The sequence below is a fragment of the Curtobacterium sp. 314Chir4.1 genome (assembly GCF_900215175.1).
GTDB lineage: Bacteria > Actinomycetota > Actinomycetes > Actinomycetales > Microbacteriaceae > Curtobacterium > Curtobacterium pusillum_A.
Genome location: NZ_OCMI01000001.1, coordinates 954158 through 980675, shown reverse-complemented (window position 1 = coordinate 980675; position 26518 = coordinate 954158). Strand labels below are relative to the sequence as shown.

General features: G+C 71.8%; 23 protein-coding genes. 19 read left to right on the top strand and 4 right to left on the bottom strand.

What is annotated here, in order from left to right:
• Positions 1-109: 109 nt before the first annotated feature.
• The 4 genes from CRP27_RS04475 to CRP27_RS04460 all read left to right on the top strand — a co-directional run bounded on the left by CRP27_RS04475 (position 110) and on the right by CRP27_RS04460 (position 3539).
• A complete protein-coding gene (locus tag CRP27_RS04475; RefSeq protein ID WP_097179471.1) occupies positions 110-856 on the top strand; it encodes a phosphotransferase enzyme family protein in 747 nt (248 codons plus the stop codon).
• Between the two features lie 42 nt (positions 857-898).
• Positions 899-1975 (top strand): winged helix DNA-binding domain-containing protein, encoded by a 1077-nt coding sequence (locus CRP27_RS04470; RefSeq protein WP_097179470.1) that lies wholly within the window; start codon positions 899-901, stop codon positions 1973-1975.
• Between the two features lie 245 nt (positions 1976-2220).
• The gene (locus CRP27_RS04465; protein ID WP_097179469.1) at positions 2221-3168 is read left to right on the top strand and encodes a DnaJ domain-containing protein; all 948 of its coding nucleotides are present in this window, start codon (positions 2221-2223) and stop codon (positions 3166-3168) included.
• Entirely contained in the window at positions 3168-3539 is a 372-nt protein-coding gene (locus tag CRP27_RS04460; RefSeq protein WP_176505457.1) for a hypothetical protein, read from the top strand. Before CRP27_RS04465 ends, CRP27_RS04460 begins: the two co-directional genes overlap by 1 nt.
• Here the strand turns inward: CRP27_RS04460 and CRP27_RS04455 are convergent.
• Positions 3533-3895 carry an RNA-binding S4 domain-containing protein gene (locus tag CRP27_RS04455; protein ID WP_097179468.1) on the bottom strand — a complete coding sequence of 121 codons (363 nt, stop codon included), beginning with the start codon at positions 3893-3895 and terminating at the stop codon, positions 3533-3535. The genes CRP27_RS04460 and CRP27_RS04455 overlap by 7 nt on opposite strands.
• Before the next feature lie 33 nt (positions 3896-3928).
• Between CRP27_RS04455 and CRP27_RS04450 the strand changes: the two genes are divergently transcribed.
• The gene (locus CRP27_RS04450; RefSeq protein ID WP_255257430.1) at positions 3929-4186 is read left to right on the top strand and encodes a hypothetical protein; all 258 of its coding nucleotides are present in this window, start codon (positions 3929-3931) and stop codon (positions 4184-4186) included.
• 354 nt (positions 4187-4540) lie between these two features.
• Positions 4541-5698 carry a hypothetical protein gene (locus CRP27_RS04445; protein WP_097179467.1) on the top strand — a complete coding sequence of 386 codons (1158 nt, stop codon included), beginning with the start codon at positions 4541-4543 and terminating at the stop codon, positions 5696-5698.
• Between the two features lie 65 nt (positions 5699-5763).
• On the opposite strand, the gene CRP27_RS04440 is transcribed toward CRP27_RS04445, so the two are convergent.
• Entirely contained in the window at positions 5764-7239 is a 1476-nt protein-coding gene (locus CRP27_RS04440; protein WP_097179466.1) for a S1C family serine protease, read from the bottom strand.
• Positions 7240-7398: 159 nt separating this feature from the next.
• Between CRP27_RS04440 and CRP27_RS04435 the strand changes: the two genes are divergently transcribed.
• The 7 genes from CRP27_RS04435 to CRP27_RS04405 all read left to right on the top strand — a co-directional run bounded on the left by CRP27_RS04435 (position 7399) and on the right by CRP27_RS04405 (position 15928).
• Positions 7399-8433 (top strand): iron ABC transporter permease, encoded by a 1035-nt coding sequence (locus CRP27_RS04435; protein ID WP_097179465.1) that lies wholly within the window; start codon positions 7399-7401, stop codon positions 8431-8433.
• 5 nt (positions 8434-8438) lie between these two features.
• Positions 8439-9440, top strand: a complete 1002-nt coding sequence (locus tag CRP27_RS04430; protein WP_097179655.1) for an iron chelate uptake ABC transporter family permease subunit — start codon at positions 8439-8441, stop codon at positions 9438-9440.
• A gap of 405 nt (positions 9441-9845) precedes the next feature.
• Complete coding sequence (locus CRP27_RS04425) at positions 9846-12248, top strand: glycosyltransferase family 2 protein (protein WP_097179464.1); 2403 nt, start codon at positions 9846-9848, stop codon at positions 12246-12248.
• Entirely contained in the window at positions 12248-13840 is a 1593-nt protein-coding gene (locus CRP27_RS04420) for a chitinase (protein WP_255257429.1), read from the top strand. The genes CRP27_RS04425 and CRP27_RS04420 overlap by 1 nt, the downstream gene beginning before the upstream one ends.
• A 193-nt stretch (positions 13841-14033) precedes the next feature.
• Complete coding sequence (locus tag CRP27_RS04415; protein WP_097179463.1) at positions 14034-14513, top strand: FHA domain-containing protein; 480 nt, start codon at positions 14034-14036, stop codon at positions 14511-14513.
• Positions 14513-15217 (top strand): MerR family transcriptional regulator, encoded by a 705-nt coding sequence (locus CRP27_RS04410; RefSeq protein ID WP_097179462.1) that lies wholly within the window; start codon positions 14513-14515, stop codon positions 15215-15217. The genes CRP27_RS04415 and CRP27_RS04410 overlap by 1 nt, the downstream gene beginning before the upstream one ends.
• Before the next feature lie 150 nt (positions 15218-15367).
• Positions 15368-15928 (top strand): MerR family transcriptional regulator, encoded by a 561-nt coding sequence (locus CRP27_RS04405; protein WP_070418635.1) that lies wholly within the window; start codon positions 15368-15370, stop codon positions 15926-15928.
• 251 nt (positions 15929-16179) lie between these two features.
• Here CRP27_RS04405 and CRP27_RS04400 read toward each other — a convergent pair whose 3' ends face one another.
• Positions 16180-16992 carry a ParA family protein gene (locus CRP27_RS04400; protein WP_079238821.1) on the bottom strand — a complete coding sequence of 271 codons (813 nt, stop codon included), beginning with the start codon at positions 16990-16992 and terminating at the stop codon, positions 16180-16182.
• A gap of 60 nt (positions 16993-17052) precedes the next feature.
• On the opposite strand from CRP27_RS04400, the gene CRP27_RS04395 reads away from it, so the two are divergent.
• The 3 genes from CRP27_RS04395 to CRP27_RS18415 all read left to right on the top strand — a co-directional run bounded on the left by CRP27_RS04395 (position 17053) and on the right by CRP27_RS18415 (position 21217).
• Positions 17053-20463 (top strand): pyruvate carboxylase, encoded by a 3411-nt coding sequence (locus tag CRP27_RS04395; RefSeq protein WP_097179461.1) that lies wholly within the window; start codon positions 17053-17055, stop codon positions 20461-20463.
• Between the two features lies 1 nt (position 20464).
• Positions 20465-20968: a peptide deformylase gene (locus CRP27_RS04390; protein ID WP_079238823.1), complete on the top strand. Its 504-nt coding sequence runs from the start codon at positions 20465-20467 to the stop codon at positions 20966-20968.
• Between the two features lie 117 nt (positions 20969-21085).
• Positions 21086-21217 carry a hypothetical protein gene (locus CRP27_RS18415; protein ID WP_255257428.1) on the top strand — a complete coding sequence of 44 codons (132 nt, stop codon included), beginning with the start codon at positions 21086-21088 and terminating at the stop codon, positions 21215-21217.
• 108 nt (positions 21218-21325) lie between these two features.
• On the opposite strand, the gene CRP27_RS04385 is transcribed toward CRP27_RS18415, so the two are convergent.
• Positions 21326-23170, bottom strand: a complete 1845-nt coding sequence (locus tag CRP27_RS04385; protein WP_255257427.1) for a long-chain fatty acid--CoA ligase — start codon at positions 23168-23170, stop codon at positions 21326-21328.
• Positions 23171-23291: 121 nt separating this feature from the next.
• Between CRP27_RS04385 and CRP27_RS04380 the strand changes: the two genes are divergently transcribed.
• From CRP27_RS04380 to CRP27_RS04370, 3 genes are read left to right on the top strand one after another with little or no spacing between them, the layout of a single operon-like run.
• Positions 23292-24245: an ROK family glucokinase gene (locus CRP27_RS04380; protein ID WP_079238825.1), complete on the top strand. Its 954-nt coding sequence runs from the start codon at positions 23292-23294 to the stop codon at positions 24243-24245.
• Positions 24246-24256: 11 nt separating this feature from the next.
• Complete coding sequence (locus tag CRP27_RS04375) at positions 24257-24997, top strand: 1-acyl-sn-glycerol-3-phosphate acyltransferase (protein WP_079238826.1); 741 nt, start codon at positions 24257-24259, stop codon at positions 24995-24997.
• A gap of 53 nt (positions 24998-25050) precedes the next feature.
• Positions 25051-26436 carry a class II 3-deoxy-7-phosphoheptulonate synthase gene (locus CRP27_RS04370; RefSeq protein ID WP_097179459.1) on the top strand — a complete coding sequence of 462 codons (1386 nt, stop codon included), beginning with the start codon at positions 25051-25053 and terminating at the stop codon, positions 26434-26436.
• Positions 26437-26518 lie beyond the last annotated feature (82 nt).

Below are 26518 nucleotides of genomic sequence, written 5' to 3'. Positions count from 1 at the left end.
GACGTGACGTTCTGTTGCTGAGTGCAACCCGGACAACCCGGGACATCGGGCTGCCCGCACCGATACGCTGGGCCACCACGTCAACGGAGACGTACGACAGGAGGTTCCGATGGAGCGGATCACCAGGGCCGACGATCGTGTGCACCGCCCCGCAGGGCCGTGGACACCGACCGTGCACCGGCTGCTCGCCCACCTGCACGAACGGGGGTTCGTCGCGGCACCGGAACCGATCGAGCACGGGGACACGCTCGAGACGGTGTCGTTCGTACCGGGCACCGCGGGGGAGTACCCGTGGACCGCCGACGTCGCGAGCGAGGCAGCGCTCGTCACGACCGCACGCCTGCTGCGGCACTACCACGACGCCGCCGCGACCTTCCCCCGAGACGAGTCCCGCGACGTGTGGTCCCAGGCGGAGCGCTTCCCCGCCGAGACGATCGTGCACGGCGACTTCGCGCCGTACAACTGCGTCTACGACGGCGTCGCCGCAGTGGGCCTCATCGACTTCGACACCGCCCACCCCGGGCCGCGGGTGTGGGACGTCGCCAGTGCCGTGTACCGGTTCGCCCCGTTCACGACCGGCATCGTCGAGGGCTCGACCGCACCCTCGCTCGACGAACGCCTCGACCGTGCCGCGGAGTTCTGCCGCGCCTACGAGCTCGACGCGCGATCACGGGAACTGCTCGCCGAGACGATGACCGGGTCGCTGGTCGCCCTCGTCACGACGATCGAGACCGAGGCCACCGCCGGCAACCCGAAGTTCGTCAGCGACCTGGCCCACGGGCACGCCGACCTCTACCGGGCCGACGTCGCGTACATCGAGGAGCACGCCGAGGACATCGCCGCCGCTGTCGCCTGACGGGGTGTCGAGCGTGACGGTGGTGTCCGGCATGCTGGTGCCGTGACGACGACGCCGACCCAGCTGCGCGCGATGCGCCTCGCCGCGCAGGGCGTCGCCGTGCCCGGGCTCGGCCCCGCCGCCGCGGTCGAGCGGATGACCGCCGTGCAGGGGCAGGACCTCGGCCAGGTGCTGTGGGCGATCGGCGTCCGGTCGCCCGGTTCGACGCGCGACGACGTCCGTGCGGCGTTCGACCGCGGGGAGCTCGTCCGTTCGTGGCCGATGCGCGGCACCCTGCACGCTATGCGCCCCGACGACCTCCGGATGCTGCTCTCGCTGACCGCCGAGCGCACCATCCGCGCCATCGCCCGGCGCGCGAACGAACTCGGCATCGACGACGCCGTCCTCGCCACCGCCCGTGACGCCACCGTCGACGCGCTGTCCGGCGGGCGGTCACTCGTGCGGGACGACCTGTTCGCCGCGTACCGGGCAGCCGGGATCGACCCCGCGGGTGGTCGCGGCTACCACGTCCTGCTCCGCCTCGCGCAGGAGGGCCTCGTCGCCTGGGGCCCGACCGCCCGGGTCGGCCAGGGGCTCGTGCTCCTCGACGAGTGGGCACCGGCGACCACCGACCGGCCCGACCGCGACGAAGCGCTGCGCCGGGTGCTCGTCGGCTACCTCCGCGGCCGTGGCCCCGCGACCGAGGCCGACGCCGCGAGCTGGACGAAGCTGCCGCTCGGCGACGTCCGACGTGCCCGAGCGGCCGCCGGCGACATCGTGGAGGACCTCGGCGACGGACTCCTCGCGCTCGCCGACCGCCCGGCAACCGGAGGCATCCCGACCGGGCACCTCCTGCCGGGGTTCGACGAGTACCTGCTCGGGTACGCCGACCGCTCCGTCCAGCTCGACCCCGTGCACGCCGACCGCGTGGTCCCCGGCGGGAACGGGATCTTCCTGCCGATGGCCGTCGTCCGTGGGCGGGTCGTCGGTGCCTGGACCCGGACCGAGCGCTCCCGGGACGTCCGGGTCACGCTGACCCCGTTCGAACCGCTCGACGCCGCAGCCGTCCGTGCACTCGAGGCCGCGGCTCGTCGCTACGCCCGGTTCCTCGCGGTCCCGGTGTCGTTCTCCGTCGCCTGACCGGCGGCGTCTCGACGGCGGCGAACGCCGCGTCGGCCGCGAGACGCCGCCTCCGGTGCGAGACACCGCCGGATCCGGCGGCGTCTCGCCGCACGCGAGGCGTCTCGCCGCACGCGACGCGTCTCGCCACCGGCACGGCCGGCCCGCCGCTGGCGCGTCGCCCCGGAACCGGCGTCGTGGGCCCAGGCAGCACCCAGCAGCCACGCGGCGGACTCCGACGCTCCCTCGGGTAATGTCGCAGGGCCATGACCGACAGCCCGGCCGACGCCACCCCGTACGAGGTCCTCGGCGTCCGAGCGACCGCCGACGACGACGAACTCCGCCGCGCCTACCGCCGCGCCGCCCGCGAGTCCCACCCCGACCTCGGCGGCGACGCCCGCCGCTTCCGCCAGGTCCAGATCGCCTGGGAACGCGTCGGCACCCCCGCAGCACGCCGCGCCTACGACGCGGGATCCCAGCGCGGCAGCCAGCAGGGCGCGTCCGGCCCGTCGGGTTCGTCGGCCTGGAGGAGCGACACCGGTCGCGACGCCTACGCACCTCCGGCAGCGCGTCGCGATTCACGGCCCCGGGCCCGGTCCCACGGACACCCCGGCGGTCGGTCGCGCGAGGTCTTCCTGCAGGCCGAACGCGAGTGGGTCGGACTGGGCGACCCGATCGAGGACCCGTACGACCCCACGCTGATCCGCTCCGCGCCGCGGCACATCCGGCGACTGCTGGCCGAGGCCCTCGCCGAGGAAGCCACCGCCTCCATCGTCTCCGAGATGGGCATCGGTGTGACCGTGTGGCACGACCTCGACGCCGGGGCCGAGGGCAAGCTCGACCACGCCGTCCTCACCCCGAGCGGGCTGTGGGCGGTCGAGTCGATCGACTGGGGAGCCCCGGTCCGCGTCGAGCACGGTGAGATCACGGGGGAGACCCTCGCACCAGGGGAGCGTCCGGTGAAGGAACTCGTGCGCGCGGCCCGCGCGGTGCAGAAGACCACCCGGGTGAAGTTCACGGGCCGGCTGTTGGTCGTTCCGGACTCCGCGGTCGACGAGGACGTCCAGCTCGTCGGTTCGCCCCGGAAGCCCACGGCGCTCGTCGTCCGCCGCAGCGCACTCGGTCAGGTGCTGAACGGCGTGTGGTCGCCGGAGGGCAGCATCGACGTGTTCGAGCTCCGTGACCGCCTGCAGCAGACCGTCCGGTTCGTCTGATGGCCGAGCCGGTGGTCGTGATCATCGGCGGGTGGGAACACGAGTGCTGCGGGCCCGCCGTCGAGATCGGCGACGTCGTCGAGTACGGCGTGGTGTCCGCGGACGGTGCGCGGCGCTTCGAGGAGGTCCGGCACGACACGGTGCCGAACCAGCGGATCCGGGGCCGCGTCGTCGAGCTCTTCGCCATCGGCACGGACCGGCGCGTCGCGATCGACCGCGTGCCGAGTGGTCGAGCCCTGCGCGGCTTCGACGATGACGACGACGGACACCTCGAAGCGCGGTGGACCGGGCAGCCCGTCACCGTCGCGTGGGAGGACGACCCTGAGTTCGAGGTCGTCGTCGACCCGTACGGCAAGCCGCGGCGTCAGTAGCCGCGGAGCTTCTCGAGGTCGCGGCGCTCCCGCTTGCTCGGACGTCCGGCACCGCGCTCGCGCATCGGGACGAAACCGGCCTCCTCCTTGGGGAGCCGCGGCGGGGTCTTGTCCTCGAAGTGCTTCGCGGCCTCGGGCGCGCTCGTCCGCTTCAGGATGATCCCGGTCACGACGACGATCCGGTCGAAGCCGTTCTGGCGGACCCGGACCTCGTCCCCGGGGCCGATCGGCTGCGCGGGCTTCGCGCGTTCCCCGTTCACCCGGACGTGCCCGGCCTTGCACGCGGCCGTCGCGGCGGAGCGGGTCTTCGTGATCCGCACCGCCCAGATCCAGCTGTCCACGCGTGCCTTGGCCATCCCCACACTCTAGGCGCGCCCTACGCTGGGAAGGTGGAGGGCAGCGGGCAGGACGCGATCGCCCGGGCGCTGGCGCTCGGGGTGCTGCGGGACGCCGGGCTCGGGGACCGCCTGGTCGTCCGAGCACACGACGGCGGGGGAGCGCGGGACGCCCTCGGGGTCCTCGTCGCCCGGACCGCGACGTCCGTGACGATCGACACCCGCCGGGGCCCCGTCGAGGTGACGCTCGCCGACGTCGTCGCCGCGAAGCCGGTCCCGCCGCCGCCCGCGCCACGCCCGCGCCGCCCCTGACCCAGACCGCGCCGCGACCTCGCACCGTGCGACCCGGGGCCGACACCGTGCGAGGTTCCGCGCGCCGTGCGAGGCCGCGCGGGTCCCACGGTGCGCGGAACCTCGCACACTGCCGCCCGCGCCGCCCCTGACCGAGACCGTGCCGCGACCTCGCACCGTGCGACCCGGCGCCGACACCGTGCGAGGGGCCGCGCGCCGTGCGAGGCCGCGCGGGTCCCACGGTGCGCGGAACCTCGCACACTGCCGCCCGCGCCGCCCCGCGCCGCCCCGCGCCGCCCGCGCCCGCCGCACCCGTCCGCGCGCGCTCGGCGAGCCGCAGGCTCGCCCGGCCCGCCCCCGACGTAGCCTCGTGCCATGGCAGTCCCCGTCCCGCTCGGCACCGAGGACCGCACCGCCCGCCTGACCCTCCGCCGCCCCGACGTGTGGCGTCGCGAGGACTCGGCCCAGGCGGACCTGCGTGTCACCGGCGACGACGTCGTGCTCACCGTCCGCTCCCGTCCGAGCGACCGGACCATCGCCGAGGAGCACACGAGCCTGCTCGAACGGCTCCCCGGCTCGGTCGAGGGACTCCGCCTCATCGGCTCCGACCCCTGGACCGCCACGGGAGCACCGGCACGCCTGGTCGAGTACGTCCGCCCCGACGAGGGCGGTGACGTCGTGGGCGCGCACCTGCTGTTCGTCACCGGCCGGCACCGCGTGGACCTCACCATCGAGCGGCCGCTGGCGCGCATGCTCGCCTCCGACGACCTCGTGTTCGCCGTCCTCGACACCGTCCGGGCGACCGAGCCCGCACCATCGCGGGTGCAGCGCGAGCTCGAGGACCTGCCGATCGCCTCCCCGGCCCCCACGATCGACGGCCCCCACCTCGGCCCGGAGGCGCTCACGACACTCCGCAGCCTCGCCGGCCGCCGCTGGAACCCCGCTCTCCTCCGCAGCCCCGCGGGCCGGGAGCTCATCGAGTCCGGCCTCGTCGGCCGCCTCGGCACGCTGCCCGAGTCCACCCAGACGCTCCTCGGGCCCTGGGAGGGCGAGGCCCAGCCCGTCACGCTGGAACAGCGGCTGCCCGACGGGCGCACCACGCGTCTCCAGGCCTGGTCGGAGACCGTCGTCGACGGGACCGACGAGGACGGCGCGGTGGTCACCGGGCTGCCGGTCGAGCGCGTGGTCGCGGTGATGGCCGGGAGGCTCGGCATCGGTCCGGCATGGACCTTCCCGTTCCGCACGGGGTCGCTCCGGGCAGACCTGCTCGAGCGGCGCACCGGCGGAGCGGAGGACGCTCCGGACCTGCCGGCGGCGATCGCCGAGGCGGACCCGCGGCTCGCGCGCTTCTGGGCCGCGCCGTGGACGGTGTCGTCGCTGCGACGGCCGAGCAAGCCGAACCCGATCGTCGTCGTGCACGCCGAGGGGCAGGGCTTCGCGCGCGTCGGACGCACGGAAGCCGGGGAGACCGCCTTCGCGACGGACTCCCCGGCCAACGTGTACCGCTCGGTGGTGCGTGCCCTGCTGGGCTGACCGGGTTCTCGACACTGTGCCCGCTGGGCCAACGTGTACCGCTCGGTGGTGCGGGCGCTCCTGGGTTAGGCGGCCGGTCCGGCGGTCAGGGTGACCGTCACGGTCTTCGCGGCGCCGGTGCTGTCGGTGTACCCGACCGTCACCTTGTCGCCGACGGAGTGCGACTGGATCGCCGAGGTGAGGGCGTCCGAGCTCGTCACGGCGGTGCCGTCGATGCTCGTGATCGTGTCGCCCGCGGCGAGCCCGGCGCTCGCGGCACCGGAACCCTCGACGGTGCCGGCGACCGCGACGCCGCCGGTGGTGGCCGTGCCGCTGACCTCGACCCCGAGGAACGCGGGCAGGCCGATGGTGATCGTCGACGACGACTCGCCGGCGAGGATCTTGTCCGCGATCGACTTCGCCGTGGTGATCGGGATCGCGTACCCGGTGACGTCCGCCGAGCCGGAGGACGCCGCGGTCGCCATGCCGACGACCTCGCCCTCGCTGTCGAGGACCGGACCGCCGGAGTCGCCGGAGACGATGTTCGCGGCGATCTCGATGAGGCCGGTCAGCGACTCGGTGCCGGTGCCGGACTCGCTCTGCACCTGGATGTCCTGGTCGGTCGCGGTCACGGAACCCTCGGCGGCGACCAGGTTGCCCGTGCCCTCCGCGTTGCCGACGTCGGTCACGGTGTCGCCGGTGCTCGGCTCGCCGTCGTCGTCGAGCGTCACGGTGGACAGACCCGACGCGCCCTCGAGCTTCAGCACGGCGACGTCGTTCGTGGCGTCCGTCCCGACGACGTCTGCCTTGTACTCCTTGCCGGTGGTCTCGTCGGTGACGGTGATGCTCGTCGCGCCCTGGATCACGTGGTTGTTCGTGAGGACGGTGCCGTTCGAGTTGATGATCATGCCGGTACCGGCAGCCTGCGAGGACTCGTCGTAGTTCAGCACGGTGTTGATCGTCACGACGCCCTTCTTCTGGGCGCTCGTCGCCGCGGTCGCCGCCGACTCGGTGCTCGATCCGGTGCTGCCGTCGCTGGTGCCGCTCCCGCTGCCGTCACCGGGGACCGTGAAGCCGTTCGTGCCGCTGCCGCTGTCCGTGCCCGAGCCGGTGTCCGGCAGGGTCGTGGTGCCCTGCGACTGGCTCGAGGTGGTGGTCGTGCTCTGCGTGGAGAGCCCGAGCGCCGTTCCGCCCGCGGCACCGACGATCGCGAGGGCGGCGATGCCGGAGCCGATCATCAGCCCGAGGCGCCGGGGGCGCTTCGTGCCGTGGCCCGCCGCGGCGTGGTTCGCGGTCGCGGCGCCGTGCGCCCAGCCGTGCTGGAAGCCGGGGAGCGCCGAGCTGCCGATCAGGAACGGGCCGCGGCCGTCCGGCGTGTACCCGTAGGGGCCGGAGCCGTCGGGTCCGTAGAGGTAGGGGCCGCTGCCGTCGAACGCGTACGCCGAGCGGAGGGTCGACGGGTCGGCGTGCGGTGCCTCCCACGTCGCCCCGGCCTGCGGCTGCGCAGCGTCGGTGCGGGCGGTGCCGTTCTCGTCGGCAGCGGGGTTCGGGGTCTCGTTCATCGGTGCTCTCCGGTCGTCCCTCGACGACCCGGTCGGGTGTCGATGGGTACGAGTACAAGCCCGGTTCCCATGACGAACCTATGAACGGACCCTGCGGCTGCTCACGGCTTGCTCGGGGGTCGCCGTACGAGGTCGTCCGTTAGGGTTGCCTTACTTCCCATGCGTTCGTCGTCGCCCACCCCTCCCGCGCCCAGCTCCGCGTCCCGCCTCGTCGGCGCGACCGTGCTGGCGGTGGTCGTCCTCGCCGTGGCGGTGGCGCTCTCGGTGGCGTTCGGGTCCCGTCCGATCCCGCTCGGCACCGTGCTCGACACCGTCCTGCACCCGGGGCGCAACGACGAGATCGGCCTCATCGTCCTCGGGAACCGGGTGCCCCGCACGGTCGTCGGGCTCCTCGCCGGATCGGCCCTCGGGGTCGCCGGGGCGGTCATGCAGGGCGTCACCCGCAACCCCCTCGCCGACCCCAGCGTGCTCGGCATCAACTCCGGAGCGACCCTGGCGGTCGTCGCCGGGATCGCGCTCTTCGGTGTCAGCGGCACTGCGGCGTACCTGCCGTTCGCGTTCGTCGGGGCTGCCCTGGCGGCGCTCCTCGTCTACGGGATCGCCGCCGTCGCCCGTCGCGGGCTGTCACCGGTCGGCCTCGCCCTGGCCGGTGCCGTGGTGGCCGCCGCGCTGTCGTCGATCACCACCGCCGTGCTCGTCACGAGCCAGAGCCTGCTCGACCAGCTGCGGTTCTGGCAGGTCGGGGCGCTCGCGGGGAAGGACCTCGGTACGGCGGGCGTCATCACGGTCCCGGTCCTCGTCGGCCTGGCGATCGCGTTCGCCCTCGGGCGGTCGCTCAACACGCTGGCGCTCGGCGACGAGCTCGCCGCCTCGCTCGGGCAGCGGGTCGTCCTGGTCCGTGCGACCGGGGGCTTCGTCACGGTGCTGCTCGCCGGGTCGGCCGTCGCCGCGGCCGGGCCGATCGCGTTCATCGGGCTCGCGGTCCCGCACGCCGTCCGGCGCCTGAGCGGGCCGGACCACCGCTGGACGATCCTGCTCTCCGCCATCGTGTCGCCGGCGCTGCTGCTCGTGGCCGACGTCATCGGGCGGGTCGTGGCGTACCCGGGGGAGCTGCAGGTCGGCATCGTCACCGCGTTGATCGGCGCCCCGGTGTTCATCTGGCTCGTGCGGTCGCGGGCGGTGAAGGGTCTGTGAGCGGCGTGCGCCCGACCGCCGTGCGCTCGTCCGCCGTGCGCCGGGAGTTCCTCGTCCTCGGGGTCGTGCTCGTCCTGCTCGTCGCCCTCGTGCTCGTCGGCCTCGGGGTCGGCGAGATCCCGCTCTCGCCCGTGCAGGTCGCCGGCGCGCTGGTCGGGCACGGCGACACGGTCTCGGACTTCGTCATCGGGCAGCTCCGCGGGCCGCGGGTCTTCGGGGCGATCCTCGTCGGGGCCTCCCTCGCCGTCGCCGGTGGCATCGTGCAGAGCGTCGTCCGGAACCCGATCGCGAGCCCGGACGTCATCGGCATCACGTCGGGTGCGAGCGCCTCTGGTCTGACCGCCATCGTCCTGTTCGGCGCGAGCGGCGGGACCCTGTTCTCGGTGGTGCTCGTCGGCGCCCTCGTGGTGTCGCTCGTCATCGCCGGACTCGCGTGGCGGCGCGGGATCACCGGCAACCGGGTCGTCCTCGTGGGCATCGGCGTCGCCGCGATCTGCCTGAGCATCACCGGGTGGATGCTCACGAGCGGCACCGTCACCCAGGCCGGCACCGCGCTCCTCTGGCTCTCCGGCAGCCTGAACGCCGTCGACCGGAACCTCGTCGGCGCACTCGCGATCGCGTTCGTCGTGCTCATGGCGCTCGCGCTCCTGCAGTCCCCGCGGCTGACCGTCCTGACCCTCGGTGACGAGGTCGCGTCCGGGCTCGGACTCCGGCCGAACCGGGCGAAGGTGCTCCTGCTGCTCACGGCGGTGTGCCTGACCGCGGCGGCCGTGGCGACCGCCGGGCCGGTGTCGTTCGTCGCGCTGATGGCGGCACCGATCGCCCGCCGGCTCGTCGGGGGAGGCCGGGTCGCGCTCGGTCCGACGGCCGCGGTCGGCGCGGCGATCACCCTGGCGAGCGACCTCATCGCGCAGTTCGCGATCCCGGGCAACGCGCTGCCGGTCGGCGTCGTGACCGGGGTCATCGGCGCGCCGTACCTGCTCTGGCTCCTCGCCCGCGGCCGCTGAGCGTCCGAGCCGCCCGCGGCCTGAGCGCCCGGGCCGCCCGCGGCCGCTGAGCACCCGGGCCGCCCGACATCGCGCGTTCTGCCGCACGCCGGTCGGCCGCGCGGCAGTCCGTGCGCCCTCGCCGGACGTGAGCGGCGTGTCACGCGACCGGCGGGGCGGAGCCGAGCCGCGCCTCCAGGCAGAACGCCCGGACCACCCGCACGACCGCAGCCGCGCGACCGGCAGCGACACGCGCGAAACGTGCGCCACGCAACATCGTGCGGTTTCCCGCACGGCACGCCCAAAACCCCCCGTCCGGGTGTCTGCACCGTTCGGTCTGTCCCCATACGTTCGGAGTCGACCGCACGGACTCCCCGACAGTGCCCGACCCGATGGCGCGCTGGTCCAGCGGAACGAAGGACTGTCATGCCCGAACTGCATGACGGCGCTCCCGCGCGCCGTCGCCAGTGGGGTTCCGAGCGTCGTACCCGCCCGCTCGACACCCTGCACGAACGCCCCTCCGATCGGAAGCTCGTCTCCGGCCGCGTCGCGATCATCCTGACGATCGCGTTCTGGCTCGCCTACGTCGTCTACACCGTGATCCGCCAGTTCCTGGACTACGGCGCCGAGAGCTTCCGCTTCACCACCGAGGCGATCTCGTACCTGGTGGTCGTCACCTTCCTCACCTTCTCCGCGCTCATGCACCTGGTCGCCCGCCAGGGTGCGATGGAGCGGTTCGCGACCCACGTCCGGGTCCCGCGCGCCGAGCTCGACCGGCACTTCGCCGAGGGCCACGAGTCGCCGATGACGGTCCTCGTGCCGAGCTACGCCGAGGAGCCCGACGTCGTCGCCACCACGCTGTGGTCGGCCGCGCTGCAGGAGTACCCCTCGCTGCGCGTCGTGCTGCTCGTCGACGACAACCCCTTCCCGACCGACCCGGAGACCCTCGACAAGCTCGAGCGGACCCGAGCGGTCGCCACGACGATCCAGAACCAGCTCGCGGCGCCGTCGCAGCGGTTCCAGGAGGCCCTGCTCTCCGCCGAGGTCGAGGCGGCCGCCGCCCCGTTCGCGAGCGTCGACGGCCTCCGCAACCTCGTCGAGCACCACCGCTGGGCCGACGCCTGGCTGCGCCGCCACGCCCGCGAGCACGAGGTCCTCGACCACGTGGACCACTTCTTCCACGACCAGGTCCTGATCGGGCTCGCCGACGAGTTCCGGCTGACGTCCGAGGCACTCGAGGCCGCGATCGTGGACGCCGTCGACGCCGGGGAGTCCTTCAGCGAGATCACCTCCGCCCGCGCGCTCGAGCTGCAGCGTCGCCTGGCGTGGACGTTCACCGCCGAGATCACGACCTTCGAGCGGAAGCGCTACGCGAACCTCTCCGACGAGGCGAACAAGGCGATGAACCTCAACGCCTACATCGGGCTGCTCGGCGGTGCGTACGCGTTCGAGGAGACCGCGTCCGGCACCATCCTGCGCACCGTGTCGGACCCCGCCGTCGCCGACCTCGTGGTCCCCGCGTCGGACTACATCCTCACGCTCGACGCCGACTCGGTGCTGCTGCGCGACTACTGCCTGCGCCTGGTGTACTTCCTCGAGCAGCCGGAGAACGCCCGCGTCGCCGTGACGCAGACGCCGTACTCGTCGTTCCGCGGCGCGGCCACCCGCATCGAGCGGCTCGCCGGTGCCACCACGGACATCCAGCACATCCTCCACCAGGGCATGTCCCGCCACAACGCCACGTTCTGGGTCGGCGCGAACGCGGTCATCCGGACCCGGGCTCTCCGCGACATCGAGGAGGTCGAGACCGTCGGCGGCTTCGAGGTGAAGCGCTACGTGCAGGACCGCACGGTCATCGAGGACACCGAGTCGAGCGTCGACCTCGGCATGCACGGTTGGACGCTCGTGAACTACCCCGAGCGCCTGTCCTACAGCGCGACCCCGCCGGACTTCGGCTCGCTCATCGTCCAGCGTCGTCGCTGGGCCAACGGCGGCCTGCTCATCCTGCCGAAGTACATCCGCCAGGTCCGCGAGCGTCGTGCCCGCGGGGAGCGGGTCGGCATCGTCGAGATGTCCCTCCGCGTCAACTACATGGCGTCCATCGCCTGGGCGTCGTTCGGCCTGATCTTCCTGCTGGCCTACCCGTACGACTCGCGGCTGCTCAGCCCGATGGTGCTCCTCGCGGCCCTGCCGTACTTCTGGCTCCTGTCGAGCGACCTCAAGTACTGCGGGTACAAGCGCACCGACGTGTTCCGCATCTACGGCTTCAACCTGATCCTCATGCCGGTGAACGTCGCCGGTGTCCTGAAGAGCATCCAGCAGGCGCTCACGGCGAAGAAGATCCCGTTCGCCCGCACGCCGAAGGTCCGGGACCGCACGGCGTCCCCGGCGCTGTACGTCCTTGCGCCGTATGCCATGGTCGTCTTCTCGGTGTTCACGTTCGTGCGTGACTACGGGGCGCAGAACTGGGGCAACGCGGTGTTCGCGGCCTTCAACGCCGTGCTCGCCCTGTACGCGATCGTCGCCTACATCGGCATCTGGAACTCGGTGGTCGACGTGTGGCTGTGGGCCACGAAGTGGATGTACTACGACCCGTCCGCACGAGCGGCGCGACGGTCGGCAGCCAACGCGGCACGGACCGAACGCAAGCGCGCCCGCAAGGGGCTGCTGCCCGAAGCGGAGCCCGTCACCGAGGACTGGCGTGCCGTCCTGTACTTCGGGCACCGCGGGAAGACGATGCCGGTCCGGCACCAGGCGGACGTCGTCGGTGCCGCCGTCGTGACCACGTCGATCCCCACGACCACCACCGATGAACGGAGCGCCGCCTGATGGCCGCCACCAGACGACTGTCCCCGGTCCGCGTCGGCATCGCCGTCGTGCTCACCGCGGCCCTCGCCACCGCCGGCTACGTCGGCTTCGACCGCTGGCAGTCCGCCCAGGCCGCCGAGACCCAGAAGTCCTGGTTCGCCGCCTACACCGACGTCACCGCGACCCCGACCTTCGCGTTCGAGGACGTGAAGTCCGCCAAGGGCCGCGACGTCATGCTGTCCTTCGTGGTCGCCGACCACGACGACGCCTGCACCCCGACCTGGGGCTCGGCGTACTCGATGCAGGGCGCGTCGGACGCGCTCGACCTCGACCGCCGCATCGCCCGCCTGCAGCAGCAGAAGGGCGAGGTCGGCGTCTCCTTCGGCGGCCTGGCGAACGACGAGCTCGCCACGACGTGCACGAACGGCTCGGATCTGGTGAGCGCGTACGAGTCCGTCGTGCAGCGCTACGACGTCAGCACGGTCGACTACGACGTCGAGGGCGACGACCTCACGAACCACGACGCGGGGAAGCGCCGGGCGGCCGCGGTGGCGGCGCTCCAGGAGCAGCGCCGCGCAGCGGGTCACCCGCTCGCGGTGTGGCTGACGCTGCCGGCTGCGCCGTCCGGGCTGACGAGCGACGGCACGACCGCGGTCGCGCAGTTCCTCAAGGCCGGGGTCGACCTCGCCGGCGTGAACGCCATGACGATGGACTACGGCCAGGGCAAGGGTGCGAGCCAGAGCATGTACTCCGCCTCGGTGCAGACCCTGCAGGAGACCCAGCGCCAGCTCGGCGTCCTGTACAAGCGCGCCGGGACCCCGCTCTCCGACGCGACGCTGTGGCACAAGGTCGGCGCGACGCCGATGATCGGCCAGAACGACATCCAGGACGAGGTCTTCACCCTCGCCGACGCGAAGAAGCTCAACGCCTGGGCGCGGGACCGCGGGCTCGGTCGGATGTCGATGTGGTCGCTCAACCGCGACACCACGTGCGGCTCGAACTACGTCAACCTGTCGACGGTGTCGAACTCCTGCTCCGGCGTGGACCAGGACGGCGTGCTCTACGCGGACGTCCTCGGCAAGGGCTTCACCGGCGGGATCGTCGCGGCCGCGTCGGACGTCACGAAGGCGGAGCCCTCCGCGACCGTGCAGCCGACGGACAACCCCTCCACCAGTCCGTACCCGGTGTGGAGCTCGGACGCCTCGTACCTCGAGGGCACGAAGGTCGTCTGGCACCAGAACGTCTACGAGGCGAAGTGGTGGACGTCCGGCGACCTGCCCGACGACCCGGTGCTGAGCGCCTACGAGACGCCGTGGCAGCTCGTCGGTCCGGTGCTCAAGGGCGAGAAGCCGGTGAAGCAGGTCACCCTGCCGAGCGGCACGTACGACGCCTGGTCCGGCACGAAGCAGTACGACACGGGTTCGCGCGTGCTCTTCGACGGGATCCCGTACCAGTCGAAGTGGTGGAACACGGGGGAGAGCCCTGAGGCCTCCACGAGCGATCCGGACGGTTCGCCCTGGGTGAAGCTCAAGGACTCGGAGATCAAGCAGATCCTCGAGGACGTGGAGTCCGGCAAGGCCGCACCGACGGCTGACGCGACTCCGTCGTCCTAGGTCGCGACCACATCCGGACGGGAGGCGCGGTGCCGGCTGGCACCGCGCCTCCCGTCCGTCGATGGTGCGGAATCCGAACATCGTCGGTACGTTCGCTGTACGCGTTCTGCCGAGTTGTCCCCAGCCCCGTTCGGGGCTCCCGTTCGGTCGCTCGTTTCCGATACGCTGGTGCGCCAAGAGGAGGAGGTCCACGATGCCAGATCCAGTGGTCCCGCAGCCGGACGGTCAGAAGACCCCTGAGCAGCGGCTGGTCGACACCACACTGACCTTCAGCATGGACATGGGCGCGGCGTTGACCGCCGAGTCCGGTGTGTCCGCCGAGGAGCGTGAGGCGATCAACGCCCTGCCCTCCGGGTCGGCGCTGCTCGTGGTCCGTCGTGGTCCGAACGTCGGTGCGCGCTTCCTGCTCGACTCGGACGTCACCACGGCGGGGCGACACCCCGACGCCGACATCTTCCTCGACGACGTCACCGTGTCGCGCAAGCACGCGCAGTTCCTCCGGCACGGCACGGCCTTCAGCGTGAAGGACAACGGGTCGCTCAACGGTACGTACTTCGACGGTGACCGCATCGACGAAGCGCCGCTCACCGACGGGTCCGAGGTCCAGGTCGGCAAGTTCCGCCTGACCTTCTACGCCTCCCGGGTCGACCTGGCGCGCCTGGCGAACGCGTAGTGGCCGCACGGTCCTCCGCGGCCCGGGCGGGGTCCGCGGTACCGGACCTGCTCACGATCGGGCAGGTCCTCGCACGCCTCAAGCCGGAGTTCCCGGACCTGTCTGGGTCCAAGCTGCGCTTCCTCGAGGAACGCGAGCTCGTCACACCGATCCGGACCGCCAGCGGCTACCGGAAGTTCTCGGCGGCGGACCTCGACCGGCTCCGAGTCATCCTCGGGCTGCAGCGCGACCACTACCTCCCGCTCAAGGTCATCAAGGACTACCTGGCCGACCTCGACGCCGGACGCGACCCGGTGCTGCCCGGTGGTGGTGACGCGCCGAAGCCGTCGATCCTCGGCCGTGAGCGCCGCTACACCCGCGACGAGACCGTCCGTGCGGCCGGAGCGACGCCGATGCTCCTCGCCGACGCCGTCTCCGCGTCGCTGCTGCCCGCCGCCGACACCTACGGCGAGGACGCCGTGGGCGTGCTCAAGGCCCTCGTCGAACTGCAGCGCACCGGCATCGAACCGCGGCACCTCCGCACCATGCGCAGCGTTGCCGAGCGAGAGGTCGGACTCATCGAGTCGGCCCTCATGCCGGTGTCCCGCCGCGGCGACGCGACCTCGCGGGCGAAGGCCACCGAGCTCGCGCGGGAGATCGCCGGGCACCTCGAAGTGATCCGGTCGAACCTCATCCGGACGGCGATCGGGCGTCTCGACGCATGACCTCGTGAGGCGTATCCTCGACACGCCGGACGCGCCGAGTCGGATGTCCCGCGCCGGAGCGGTTCGAGTCGCTACCGTGGACCTCGGAACAACTCTCAACCCGTCATTGAACGTTCGGATGAGAGCTCGATCGTCGTGGAAGGCAGCCTGATGAGTGGGAACGACACCCCCGGCACCGAGTCGGAGATGACCCGGTACGACCTCGGGCTCCTCTTCACCGACGGCCTGCCCGAGCACGACGAGCAGAACGGGTACCGCGGCACCGTCGCTGCCCGGGCCGCCGGGATCTCGTACCGGCAGCTCGACTACTGGGCCCGCACCGAGCTCGTCGAGCCGACGATCCGCGGGGCCGCCGGCTCCGGTTCGCAGCGTCTCTACGGGTTCCGCGACATCCTCGTGCTCAAGCTCGTGAAGCGCCTGCTCGACACGGGCATCTCCCTCCAGCAGATCCGCACCGCCGTGAACCAGCTGCGCGAGTCGGGCGTGTCGGACCTCGCCCAGACGACGCTGATGTCCGACGGTGCCTCGGTGTACCTGTGCACCTCCGACGACGAGGTCATCGACCTGGTCTCCCGCGGGCAGGGCGTGTTCGGCATCGCGGTGGGCAAGGTCCTGCGCGAGGTCGAGAGCTCCCTCGTCGAGCTCGACGCGACGCCCGCGGCCGACCCCGACGACGAACTCGCTGCCCGCCGGGCGTCCCGCGCTTCCTAGACGCGCGCCCGCGCGTCGACCCTTCGTGCGGAGCGCGAGGTCGCTCGTTCTGCCGCCTGGATGGCGTCGACGCGACACTTCGTGCGACCTCGGCGCACGCGTGCGGCGTGTTGCGCGACCGCGGCGTGACGACCGTGCGGTCGCGCGTTCTGCCGCCTGCGTGCCGACGCGGCGGCACATCATGCGACCTCAGCGCGTGCGAGTGGCGCGTTGCGCGACCTCGACGTCTCGCGGACGGAACGAGCGCTGCGCTACGCGGCGCCGCCCTCGGCGTAGGGGCCGATCTTGCCCGTGCGCATGATGCGCTCGAGCAGCTGGTCGAAGTTTCGCGCCATCTCCTGCGCCGACTCGCCCGGCCACACGTGCAGGGGCTTCGCGGCACCCTGCGCCTGCTGCAGCGACGTGCGCTCGGGCAGCTGCGGCGAGAGCACGAGCGGGCCGAACATGTCCCGGAGCTCCTTGATGCGGAACTGGTGCTCGAGCGACTGCACGCGGGCACGGTTCACGATGATGCCGAGCGGCTGCAGGCGGGGGGAGAGGCCGCGGCGGATCTCCTCGATCGCGCGGAGGGCGCGGTCGGCGGCGGCCACCGAGAAGAGCCCCGGTTCGGTGACGACCGTCACGCGATCGGACGCGGCCCAGGCGGTGCGGGTGAGGGCGTTGAGGGACGGCGCGCAGTCGATGAGGACGAGGTCGTAGTCCTGCTCGACGTTGGCGAGCGCCTCTTCGAGCTTCCAGATGTCACGGATGGACGGGTGCGGCCCGTCGAAGTTGATGGCCGAGGGTGATCCGACCATGACGTCGATCTTGCCCTGGGAGCCCTTCGTCCAGCCGGACGGGGCGATCGCCTGACGGACGATCTTCTCCTTCGGGTTCTCGAGCACGTCGGCCACGTTGAGGTGGCCGGAGAGGTTGATGTCGAGGCCGGTCGAGACGTCCGACTGCGGGTCGAGATCCACCACCAGCGTGCGCAGTCCCTTGGCGAACGCGGCCGAAGTCAGGCCGAGCGTCACCGTCGTCTTGCCGACACCACCCTTGAGGGAGCTCACGCTGAGTACATGCACGGTGAGCAACGTTACCGCCAGTAGGGTTGTCTCACCTCAACCCGGGCTGAAAGGGACCTCGTGTTCAGCAAGATCCTGGTCGCCAACCGTGGCGAGATCGCCATCCGTGCCTTCCGCGCCGCGTACGAGCTGGGGGCGCAGACCGTCGCCGTCTACCCGTACGAGGACCGCAACTCCCTGCACCGCCTCAAGGCGGACGAGGCCTACCTGATCGGGGAGCGCGGGCACCCCGTGCGCGCGTACCTCGACGTGTCGGAGATCGTCCGCGTGGCGCTCGAGTCCGGCGCCGACGCGATCTACCCGGGGTACGGCTTCCTGTCGGAGAACCCGGAGCTCGCCGCCGCCGCAGCTGCGAACGGCATCACGTTCATCGGTCCGGGCGAGCACGTGCTCGAGATGGCGGGCAACAAGGTCACCGCGAAGGAGCACGCGATCGCGGCCGGTGTCCCGGTCCTCGCGAGCACGCCGGCGAGCCGCGACATCGACGAGCTCATCGCCGGTGCGGACGCCATCGGCTTCCCGGTGTTCGCGAAGGCGGTCGCCGGTGGTGGCGGCCGTGGCATGCGCCGGGTCGAGACGAAGCCCGAGCTGCGCGCGGCGCTCGAGGAGGCCATGCGCGAGGCCGACAGCGCCTTCGGGGACCCGACGATGTTCCTCGAGCAGGCAGTCATCCGGCCGCGGCACATCGAGGTGCAGATCCTCGCCGACGCCACGGGCGCCGACGCCGGCACGATCCACCTGTTCGAGCGCGACTGCTCGGTCCAGCGCCGCAACCAGAAGGTCGTCGAGATCGCGCCGGCGCCGAACCTCGACCCGTCGATCGCCCGGGCCCTGCACCGTGACGCCGTGGCCTTCGCCCGGTCGATCGGGTACGTGAACGCCGGAACGGTGGAGTTCCTCCTCGACACTGAGGGCGAGCGGGCCGGCCAGCACGTCTTCATCGAGATGAACCCGCGCATCCAGGTCGAGCACACCGTCACCGAAGAGGTCACCGACGTCGACCTCGTGCAGTCGCAGATGCGCATCGCCGCCGGGCAGACCCTCGCCGACCTCGGCCTGTCACGGGACACCGTGAGCGTGCACGGTGCCGCACTGCAGACGCGCATCACGACGGAGGACCCGACGCAGGGCTTCCGCCCGGACACCGGCCGCATCACGACGTACCGCAGCCCGGGTGGCGCCGGCGTGCGTCTCGACGGCGGCACGGTCGCCACCGGCGCGCAGATCAGCCCGCACTTCGACTCGATGCTCGCGAAGATGACCTGCCGCGGGCGGGACTTCCCGGCCGCGGTCGCCCGTGCGAAGCGCGCCCTCGCCGAGTTCCGCATCCGCGGCGTCAGCACGAACATCCCGTTCCTGCAGGCCGTGCTCGAGGACCCGGACTTCGCCCGCGGTGACGTCTCGACGAAGTTCATCGAGGAGCGTCCGCAGCTGTTCAGCGGACACGTCTCGAAGGACCGCGGCACGAAGGTCCTGAACTGGCTCGCCGACGTCACCGTCAACAAGCCGAACGGCGAGCGGCGTCCGCAGACCGTCGAGCCGAGCGAGAAGCTCCCGGCCCTCGACCTGTCTGCGCCCGTGCCCGCGGGCCAGCGCGACCTGCTCCGCGAGGTCGGTCCGAGCGCCTGGGCGAAGGCCCTCCGCGACCAGACCGCCCTCGCCGTCACCGAGACGACGATGCGCGACGCCCACCAGTCGCTGCTCGCCACCCGCGTCCGCACGAAGGACCTCGTCGCCGTCGCCCCGCACGTGGCCCGGCTCACCCCGCAGCTGCTCAGCGTCGAGGCCTGGGGCGGCGCGACGTACGACGTCGCCCTGCGCTTCCTCGGCGAGGACCCGTGGGAGCGCCTGGCGTCCCTGCGCGAGGCGATGCCGAACCTCCCGATCCAGATGCTGCTCCGCGGCCGGAACACCGTGGGCTACACGCCGTACCCGACCGAGGTGACGGACGCGTTCGTCGCCGAGGCCGCCGCGACGGGCGTCGACGTCTTCCGCGTGTTCGACGCCCTGAACGACGTCAGCCAGCTCCGTCCGGCGCTCGAGGCCGTCCTGGCGACCGACACCGCCGTCGCCGAGGCCGCGCTCTGCTACACCGCCGACCTCCTCGACCCGGCGGAGGACCTCTACACGCTCGACTACTACCTCCGCCTCGCGGAGCAGATGGTCGAGGCCGGCGCGCACGTGATCGGCATCAAGGACATGGCCGGACTCCTCCGCGCCGGTGCGGCCGAGAAGCTCGTCACCGCGCTGCGCGAGCGGTTCGACCAGCCCGTGCACGTGCACACGCACGACACCGCCGGCGGGCAGCTCGCGACGCTCCTGGCGGCCGCCAGGGCCGGTGCCGACGCGGTGGACGTCGCCGCGGCGCCGATGGCCGGGACCACCAGCCAGCCGAGCATGTCCGCCCTCGTCGCGGCCCTGGCGCACACCGACCGCGACACCGGCATCTCGCTGAGCGCGGTCGGCGACCTCGAGCCGTACTGGGAGGCCGTGCGCCGCGCCTACGCCCCGTTCGAGTCGGGGCTCCCAGGGCCCACGGGTCGCGTCTACAAGCACGAGATCCCGGGTGGCCAGCTGTCGAACCTCCGCCAGCAGGCCATCGCCCTCGGGCTCGGCGACCGCTTCGAGCAGGTCGAGGACTGGTACGCCGCCGCGAACCGGATCCTCGGGCGCCCGACCAAGGTCACGCCGTCCTCGAAGGTCGTCGGTGACCTCGCGCTGCAGCTGGCGGCCGTCAACGCCGACCCGGTGGACTTCGAGCAGAACCCGCAGAAGTACGACATCCCGGACTCCGTGATCGGCTTCATGGCCGGCGAGCTCGGCGATCTGCCGGGTGGCTGGCCCGAGCCGTTCCGGTCGAAGGTGCTCGAGGGCCGTGACGTCCGGCTCGAGATCACGCCGGTCCCTGATGCCGAGCGGGCCAACCTGACCAAGGGAGGTCCGGAACGCCGGAGCGCGCTCAACCGCCTGCTCTTCCCGCAGCCCACGCAGCAGTTCGAGCGCGTCCGCGAGCAGTACGGCGACCTGTCCGTCGTGCCGACCGTCGACTACCTCTACGGTCTCCGTCCCGGCCAGGAGCACACCGTGCCGCTCGGCAGGGGCGTGAACCTGTTCGTCGGGCTCGAGGCGATCGGCGAGGCCGACGACCGCGGCGTCCGCACGGTCATGGCGACGATGAACGGGCAGCTCCGCCCGGTGTACGTCCGTGACCGCTCGATCGAGGTCGAGACGAAGGCCGCCGAGAAGGCGGACAAGTCCGACCCGAAGCACGTCGCGGCACCGTTCTCCGGTGTCGTGACGCTCAAGGTCGCCGTCGGTGACGTCGTCGAGGCCGGTCAGGCCGTGGCGAGCATCGAGGCGATGAAGATGGAAGCGGCCATCACGGCGCCCGTGTCGGGCACCGTCGGCCGTCTCGCGATCCCGGCGACCCAGCAGGTGGACGCCGGCGACCTCCTGGTGGTGCTGCAGTAACGTGACCGTCCGTCCCATCCGCCTGTTCGGCGACCCCGTCCTCCGTTCGCCGTCCGATCCGATCCGACCCGAGGCACTCGGCAGCAGCGGCATCCGCGACCTCGTGCAGGACCTGGTCGACACCGTCAAGGAGCCCGGCCGCGCCGGTGTAGCCGCACCGCAGATCGGTGTGGGCCTCCGTGCCTTCTCGTACAACGTCGACGGCGAGGTCGGCTACGTCCTCAACCCGGAGATCGTCGAGGTCTCGGGGGAGCCGGAGCTCATGGACGAGGGCTGCCTCTCCGTCCCCGGCCTGTCGTACCCCACGCGCCGGTACCCGTACGCGAAGGTCCGCGGCGTCGACGTCGACGGGGCCGAGGTCGTGCTCGAGGGCACCGGGCTCATGGCCGAGGCGCTGCAGCACGAGGTCGACCACCTCGGCGGCACCGTGTACGTCATGACGCTCGACCCGGAGGTCCGCCGGCAGGCGCTCCGCGACATCCGCGAGCAGGACTGGTTCCACTGACGGTTGCAAGGATGGTGACACCCCCACGGGGGATTGTTGCTTTGTCCTGACGAAGAGGTACCGTGCTGCTGTCGGCTTCCCACCGACACCGTTTCCCACACCCCCAGGACACCCAGCATGACCGCTCAGAACGACGAGCTCAGCTCGCACCGCACCCGCACCAACCGTCGCCCCGCCGAGGCTCCGGTCACGACCTCCTCGACGGCCGTCCTCGACGCACCGGACGCCCAGCAGACGCCGTCGCGCTGACCCGACAGCGGGTCGCGCCCCGCGCGCAGCGGTGACCGCCTGGAGGCCCGGATCACGTCCCAGGGACGTGATCCGGGCCTCCAGGCGGTTGCGCTGAAAGCGCGGGCCCTAGCCGCGGCGGCGGCGACCCTCGACGACGGGCGTCGCCGTGGTCTGCACCTTCGAGCCCGAGTAGATGTGCTCGATGTCCGCAGCGAAGTCCTTCACCACCACCGCCCGCTTGATCGTCAGCTTCGGCGTGAGGTGCCCGGACGCCTCGGTCAGGTCGGTGTCGAGGATCGTGAACGACCGCACCGACTCGGCACGGGAGACGCGCTGGTTCGCGGCGTCGATGGCCTCCTGCACGGCCTGGTGGACCCGCTCGTCGTAGGCGGCCTCGTGCGGGGTGAGCGCCGGGGTGATCCCGCGCGTCTCGCACCAGCCGGCGAGCATGTCCCGGTCGAGCGTGACGAGGGCGGCGACGAACGGCTTGCCCTCACCGACGACGACGACCTGCCCCACGATCGGGTGCTCGCGGATGCCGTCCTCGAGCGGTGCCGGGGCGACGTTCTTGCCGCTCGCGGTGACGATGAGCTCCTTGGCGCGTCCGGTGACGGTGAGGATCCCGTCGGCGTCGAGCCGTCCGAGGTCGCCGGTGTGGAACCAGCCGTCGGGCTTGGCCTTCGCGGTCGCCTCGTCGTTCCGCCAGTAGCGGTCGAAGACGTCGACGCCGCGGATGAGGATCTCGTCGTCGTCCGCGATGCGGATCTCCACGCCGGGGAGTGCCCGGCCGACGCTGCCGATCCGGAGTTCGCCGGCGCGGTTCACGGTCGCGGGTGCGGTGGTCTCGGTGAGGCCGTAGCCCTCGAGGATGAGCACGCCGATCGACCGGAAGAAGTGCGACAGCCGCGGGGAGAGCGGCGCCGAACCACTGATCGCGTACTGCACCCGTCCGCCGATCGCGTCGCGGAGCTTGCCGTAGACGAGCTTGTCGAACAGCTTGAAGCGCAGGGCGAGCCCGAGCGGCACCTTGCCCTTCGCGAGTGCCTCGGAGTGCGCGACGGCGGTCCGGGCGGCTGCGCGGAAGACGTTCCCCCTGCCGCCGAGGTCTGCCTTCTGCTCGGCGGAGTTGTAGATCTTCTCGAACACGCGCGGGACGGCGAGCAGGAAGGTCGGCTTGAACGTCGACACCGCCTGCATGAGGTCCTTCGTGTCGGGCTCGTGGCCGACCAGGACGCCCTCGGCGACGCTCATCGCGGCGATGAACCGTGCGAAGACGTGGGCCATCGGGATGAACAGCAGCGTGGAGGCGTCGTCCGCGACGACCTCGGGCATCGCCTCGGACGCGCCCTCGACGGTCGCGGTGAAGTTGTCGTGCCGGAGCACGCAGCCCTTCGGCCGGCCGGTGGTGCCCGAGGTGTAGATGATGGTGGCGTCGTCGTGGCCGTGCACGTCCGCGGTGCGGGCGTCGAGCTCGGCGTCGGTGACGTCCTCACCGAGCCGGGTCAGGTCGTCGAGGCCGCCGCCGTCGATCGTCCAGTGCTGCCCGAGGTGCGGCAGGTCCGGCGCGATGGAGGCGACGCGGCGAGCGTGCTCCTCCTGCTCGACGACGATCGCGACGGACTCGGAGTCGGACAGGATCCAGCGCACCTGGTCGGGGGAGCTGGTCTCGTACACGGGGACGGACACCAGGCCCGCGGTCCACACGGCGAAGTCGACGAGCGTCCACTCGAGGCGCGTGCGCGACAGGATCGCGACGTGCGCACCCGGTTCGAGTCCGGCGGCCACGAAGCCCTTCGCGATCCCGCGGACCCGACGGTGGACGTCGGCCGCGCTGATCGTGGTCCACGTGTCACCGTGGCGCTCGGCCAGGATCCGCCGGTCCGGCGTCTTCCTGGCCCGCTCGGAGAGCAGGCGCGCGGCTGAGCCGTGGTCGGGTGCGGTGATCGGGGTTGGGTGCCGCTGATCGTTCACGGTGACTCCCTTGTCGGCCGGTTCGATTCGAGTGTGCCTCATCGTCGAGGCGACACAGCCAGCATAGGGCGACCTGGCGTGCGTTCCATGTGGACGCACGGAACCGGTAGGCTCGATCCTCGTGCACGCCATCGGAATCGACATCGGGGGCACCAAGATCGCGGGTGCGGTCGTCACGGAACTGGGCGAGATCGTCGCCGAGGACCGGGTGGCCACCAACGCTGCGGACCCGGACGCCATGCTCGACGACGTGGTCGCGATGGTCTCGCGACTGCGCGCCGCGAACGAGGTGAGCGCCGTGGGTGTCGCCGCCCCCGGGTTCATCGACGCCTCGCAGTCGATCGTCTACTACACGCCGAACATCCGGTGGCGGAACGAGCCGCTGCGGCAGAAGCTGCAGCAGCGCATCGGTGACCTGCACATCACCGTCGACAACGACGCCAACGCGGCAGGCTGGGCGGAGTTCCGCTTCGGTGCCGGTCGGCTCGTCTCCGACATGACCATGCTCACGATCGGCACCGGTGTCGGTGGCGCGATCGTCACCGAGGACCGGCTGTTCCGCGGGGGCTTCGGCACCGGCGGCGAGATCGGGCACCTCCGCATCGTCCCGAACGGGCTGCCCTGCGGCTGCGGCGCGCGCGGTTGCATCGAGCAGTACGGCTCCGGTCGTGCCCTCCAGCGCATGGCGAACGACGTCGCGGACGCCGGCGGCATCGGGCAAGCACTGGCCGAGGCGCGCGAGGCGAACGGCGGCGAGCTCGACGGGCACATCGTCGGCGACCTGATCCTGGCCGACGACCCGGGTGCCCTCGCGGCTCTGCGGCGGCTCGGTCGGCACCTCGGCGAGGCCTGCGCCTCGCTCTCCGCCGTGCTCGACCCGCAGCTGTTCGTCTTCGGCGGCGGGGTCGCGAGCGCGGGGGACCGGTTGCTCGACCCGATCAAGCAGGCGTACCTCAACAACCTCCCGGCCCGCGGGTACCACCCGGAGCCGGACTTCGTGATCGCCGAGCTCGTCAACGACGCAGGTGTCGTGGGCGCAGCCGACCTCGCCCGGATCCACGCCCGCACTGCCTGACGGAGTCGACGATGACCTACTGGCTGCTGAAGAACTTCCTGCTCGGTCCGCTCATCCTCACCCTCTTCCGGCCGTGGGTCGTCGGGCGTGAGCACGTGCCCGCCAAGGGCCCCGTGATCTTCGCCTCCAACCACATCTCGTTCATCGACTCGGTGATCCTGCCGGCGGTGCTCGACCGTCGCGTGTCGTTCCTCGCGAAGAGCGACTACTTCACCGGGCGCGGCCTCAAGGGCTGGCTGACCAAGACGTTCTTCAACGCCATCGGCCAGCTCCCGATCGACCGCTCCGGCGGCAAGGCATCAGAGGCCTCGCTCCGTGCGGGCCTGCAGGTCCTGGCCCGTGGGGAACAGCTCGGCATCTACCCCGAGGGCACCCGCAGCCCGGACGGCAAGCTCTACCGCGGCCGGACCGGCATCGCCCGGATGATCCTCGAGGGGCGCGTCACCGTCGTCCCCGTCGCCATGGTCGGCACGCGTGAGGTGCAGCAGATCGGGCAGCGCATCCCGAAGTTCAAGCGCGTCGGCGTGGTGTTCGGCCGGCCGCTCGACTTCTCCCGCTTCGAGGGCTTCGAGACCGACCGCTTCATCCTCCGGAGCGTCACCGACGAGGTCATGCACGAGCTCGCCGGACTGAGCCGCCAGGAGTACGTCGACGTCTACGCGACGAGTGTCAAGGAACGGGCGAGCACCGCGCGCGAGCAGGTCCTCCGGGGCAAGGTCACGCGGAATGGTCGGGACGCCTCGGCACGTTAGGATTCGAAGGCCCCGGCAACCGCCGGGACCCCACCCCTTCGAGAGGCACCTCCTTGTTCGAGTCGACCGACTTCGTCGCCCTGCAGGATCCGGACGTCATCGAGGGGCTCGACTACTGGCGGACGCTCCCGATCAAGCAGCAGCCCACGTGGCCCGACGCCGCAGCGGCCGAGGCGGCATCGGCGGAGATCGCCACGCTGCCCCCGCTCGTCTTCGCGGGCGAGGTCGACAAGCTCCGCGAGCGACTCGCCTCCGCAGCCCAGGGCAAGGCGTTCCTGCTGCAGGGCGGCGACTGCGCCGAGACCTTCGCCGGCGCCACCGCGGACTCGATCCGCGACCGCGTGAAGACGATCCTGCAGATGGCCGTCGTGCTGACGTACGGCGCCTCGATGCCCGTCATCAAGATGGGCCGCATGGCCGGGCAGTTCGCCAAGCCGCGCTCGAGCGACTTCGAGACCCGCGGCGACGTCACGCTGCCCGCCTACCGCGGCGACATCGTGAACGGCTACGACTTCACCCCCGAGAGCCGTCAGGCCGACCCCCGCCGCCTCGTGCAGGGCTACCACACGGCCGCGTCGACCCTGAACCTCGTCCGTGCCTTCACGCAGGGGGGCTTCGCCGACCTGCGCCAGGTGCACTCGTGGAACAAGGGCTTCGCGTCGAACCCGGCGAACGCCCGGTACGAGCACCTCGCGAAGGAGATCGACCGCGCGATCCGGTTCATGGACGCCTGCGGTGCGGACTTCGACGAGCTGAAGCACGTCGAGTTCTACGCCTCGCACGAGGGCCTGCTCATGGACTACGAGCGCCCGATGACCCGCATCGACTCGCGCTCCGGCCTGGCCTACGACACCTCCGGCCACTTCATCTGGATCGGGGAGCGCACCCGCGACCTCGACGGCGCCCACGTGGACTTCCTGTCCCGCGTGCGGAACCCGATCGGCGTGAAGCTCGGCCCGACCACGAGCGTCGACGACATGAAGGCCCTGGTCGACAAGCTCGACCCGAACCGCGAGCCCGGGCGCCTGACGTTCATCACGCGCATGGGTGCCGGCAAGATCCGCGACGAGCTCCCCAAGCTGCTCGAGGCGATCAAGGGCATGGACGCCAACCCGCTGTGGGTGACGGACCCGATGCACGGCAACGGCCTCACGACCCCGACCGGGTACAAGACGCGCCGCTTCGACGACGTCGTGGACGAGGTCCTCGGCTTCTTCGAGGCACACCGCGAGGTCGGCACGTACCCGGGCGGCATGCACGTCGAGCTCACCGGTGACGACGTCACGGAGTGCCTCGGCGGCTCGGAGCAGATCGACGAGGCCACCCTCGCGACCCGGTACGAGTCCCTGTGCGACCCGCGGCTGAACCACATGCAGTCGCTCGAGCTCGCGTTCCTCGTCGCCGAGGAGCTCAGCGCCCACCCGCACGTGCGCGCGTAGCGCGCCGCGGCGCCCGTCCGGCTGGTTCCGCCAAAGCGACAGATTCCTGCGGGACTACCGCGGGACTCTGTCGCTTTCGCGT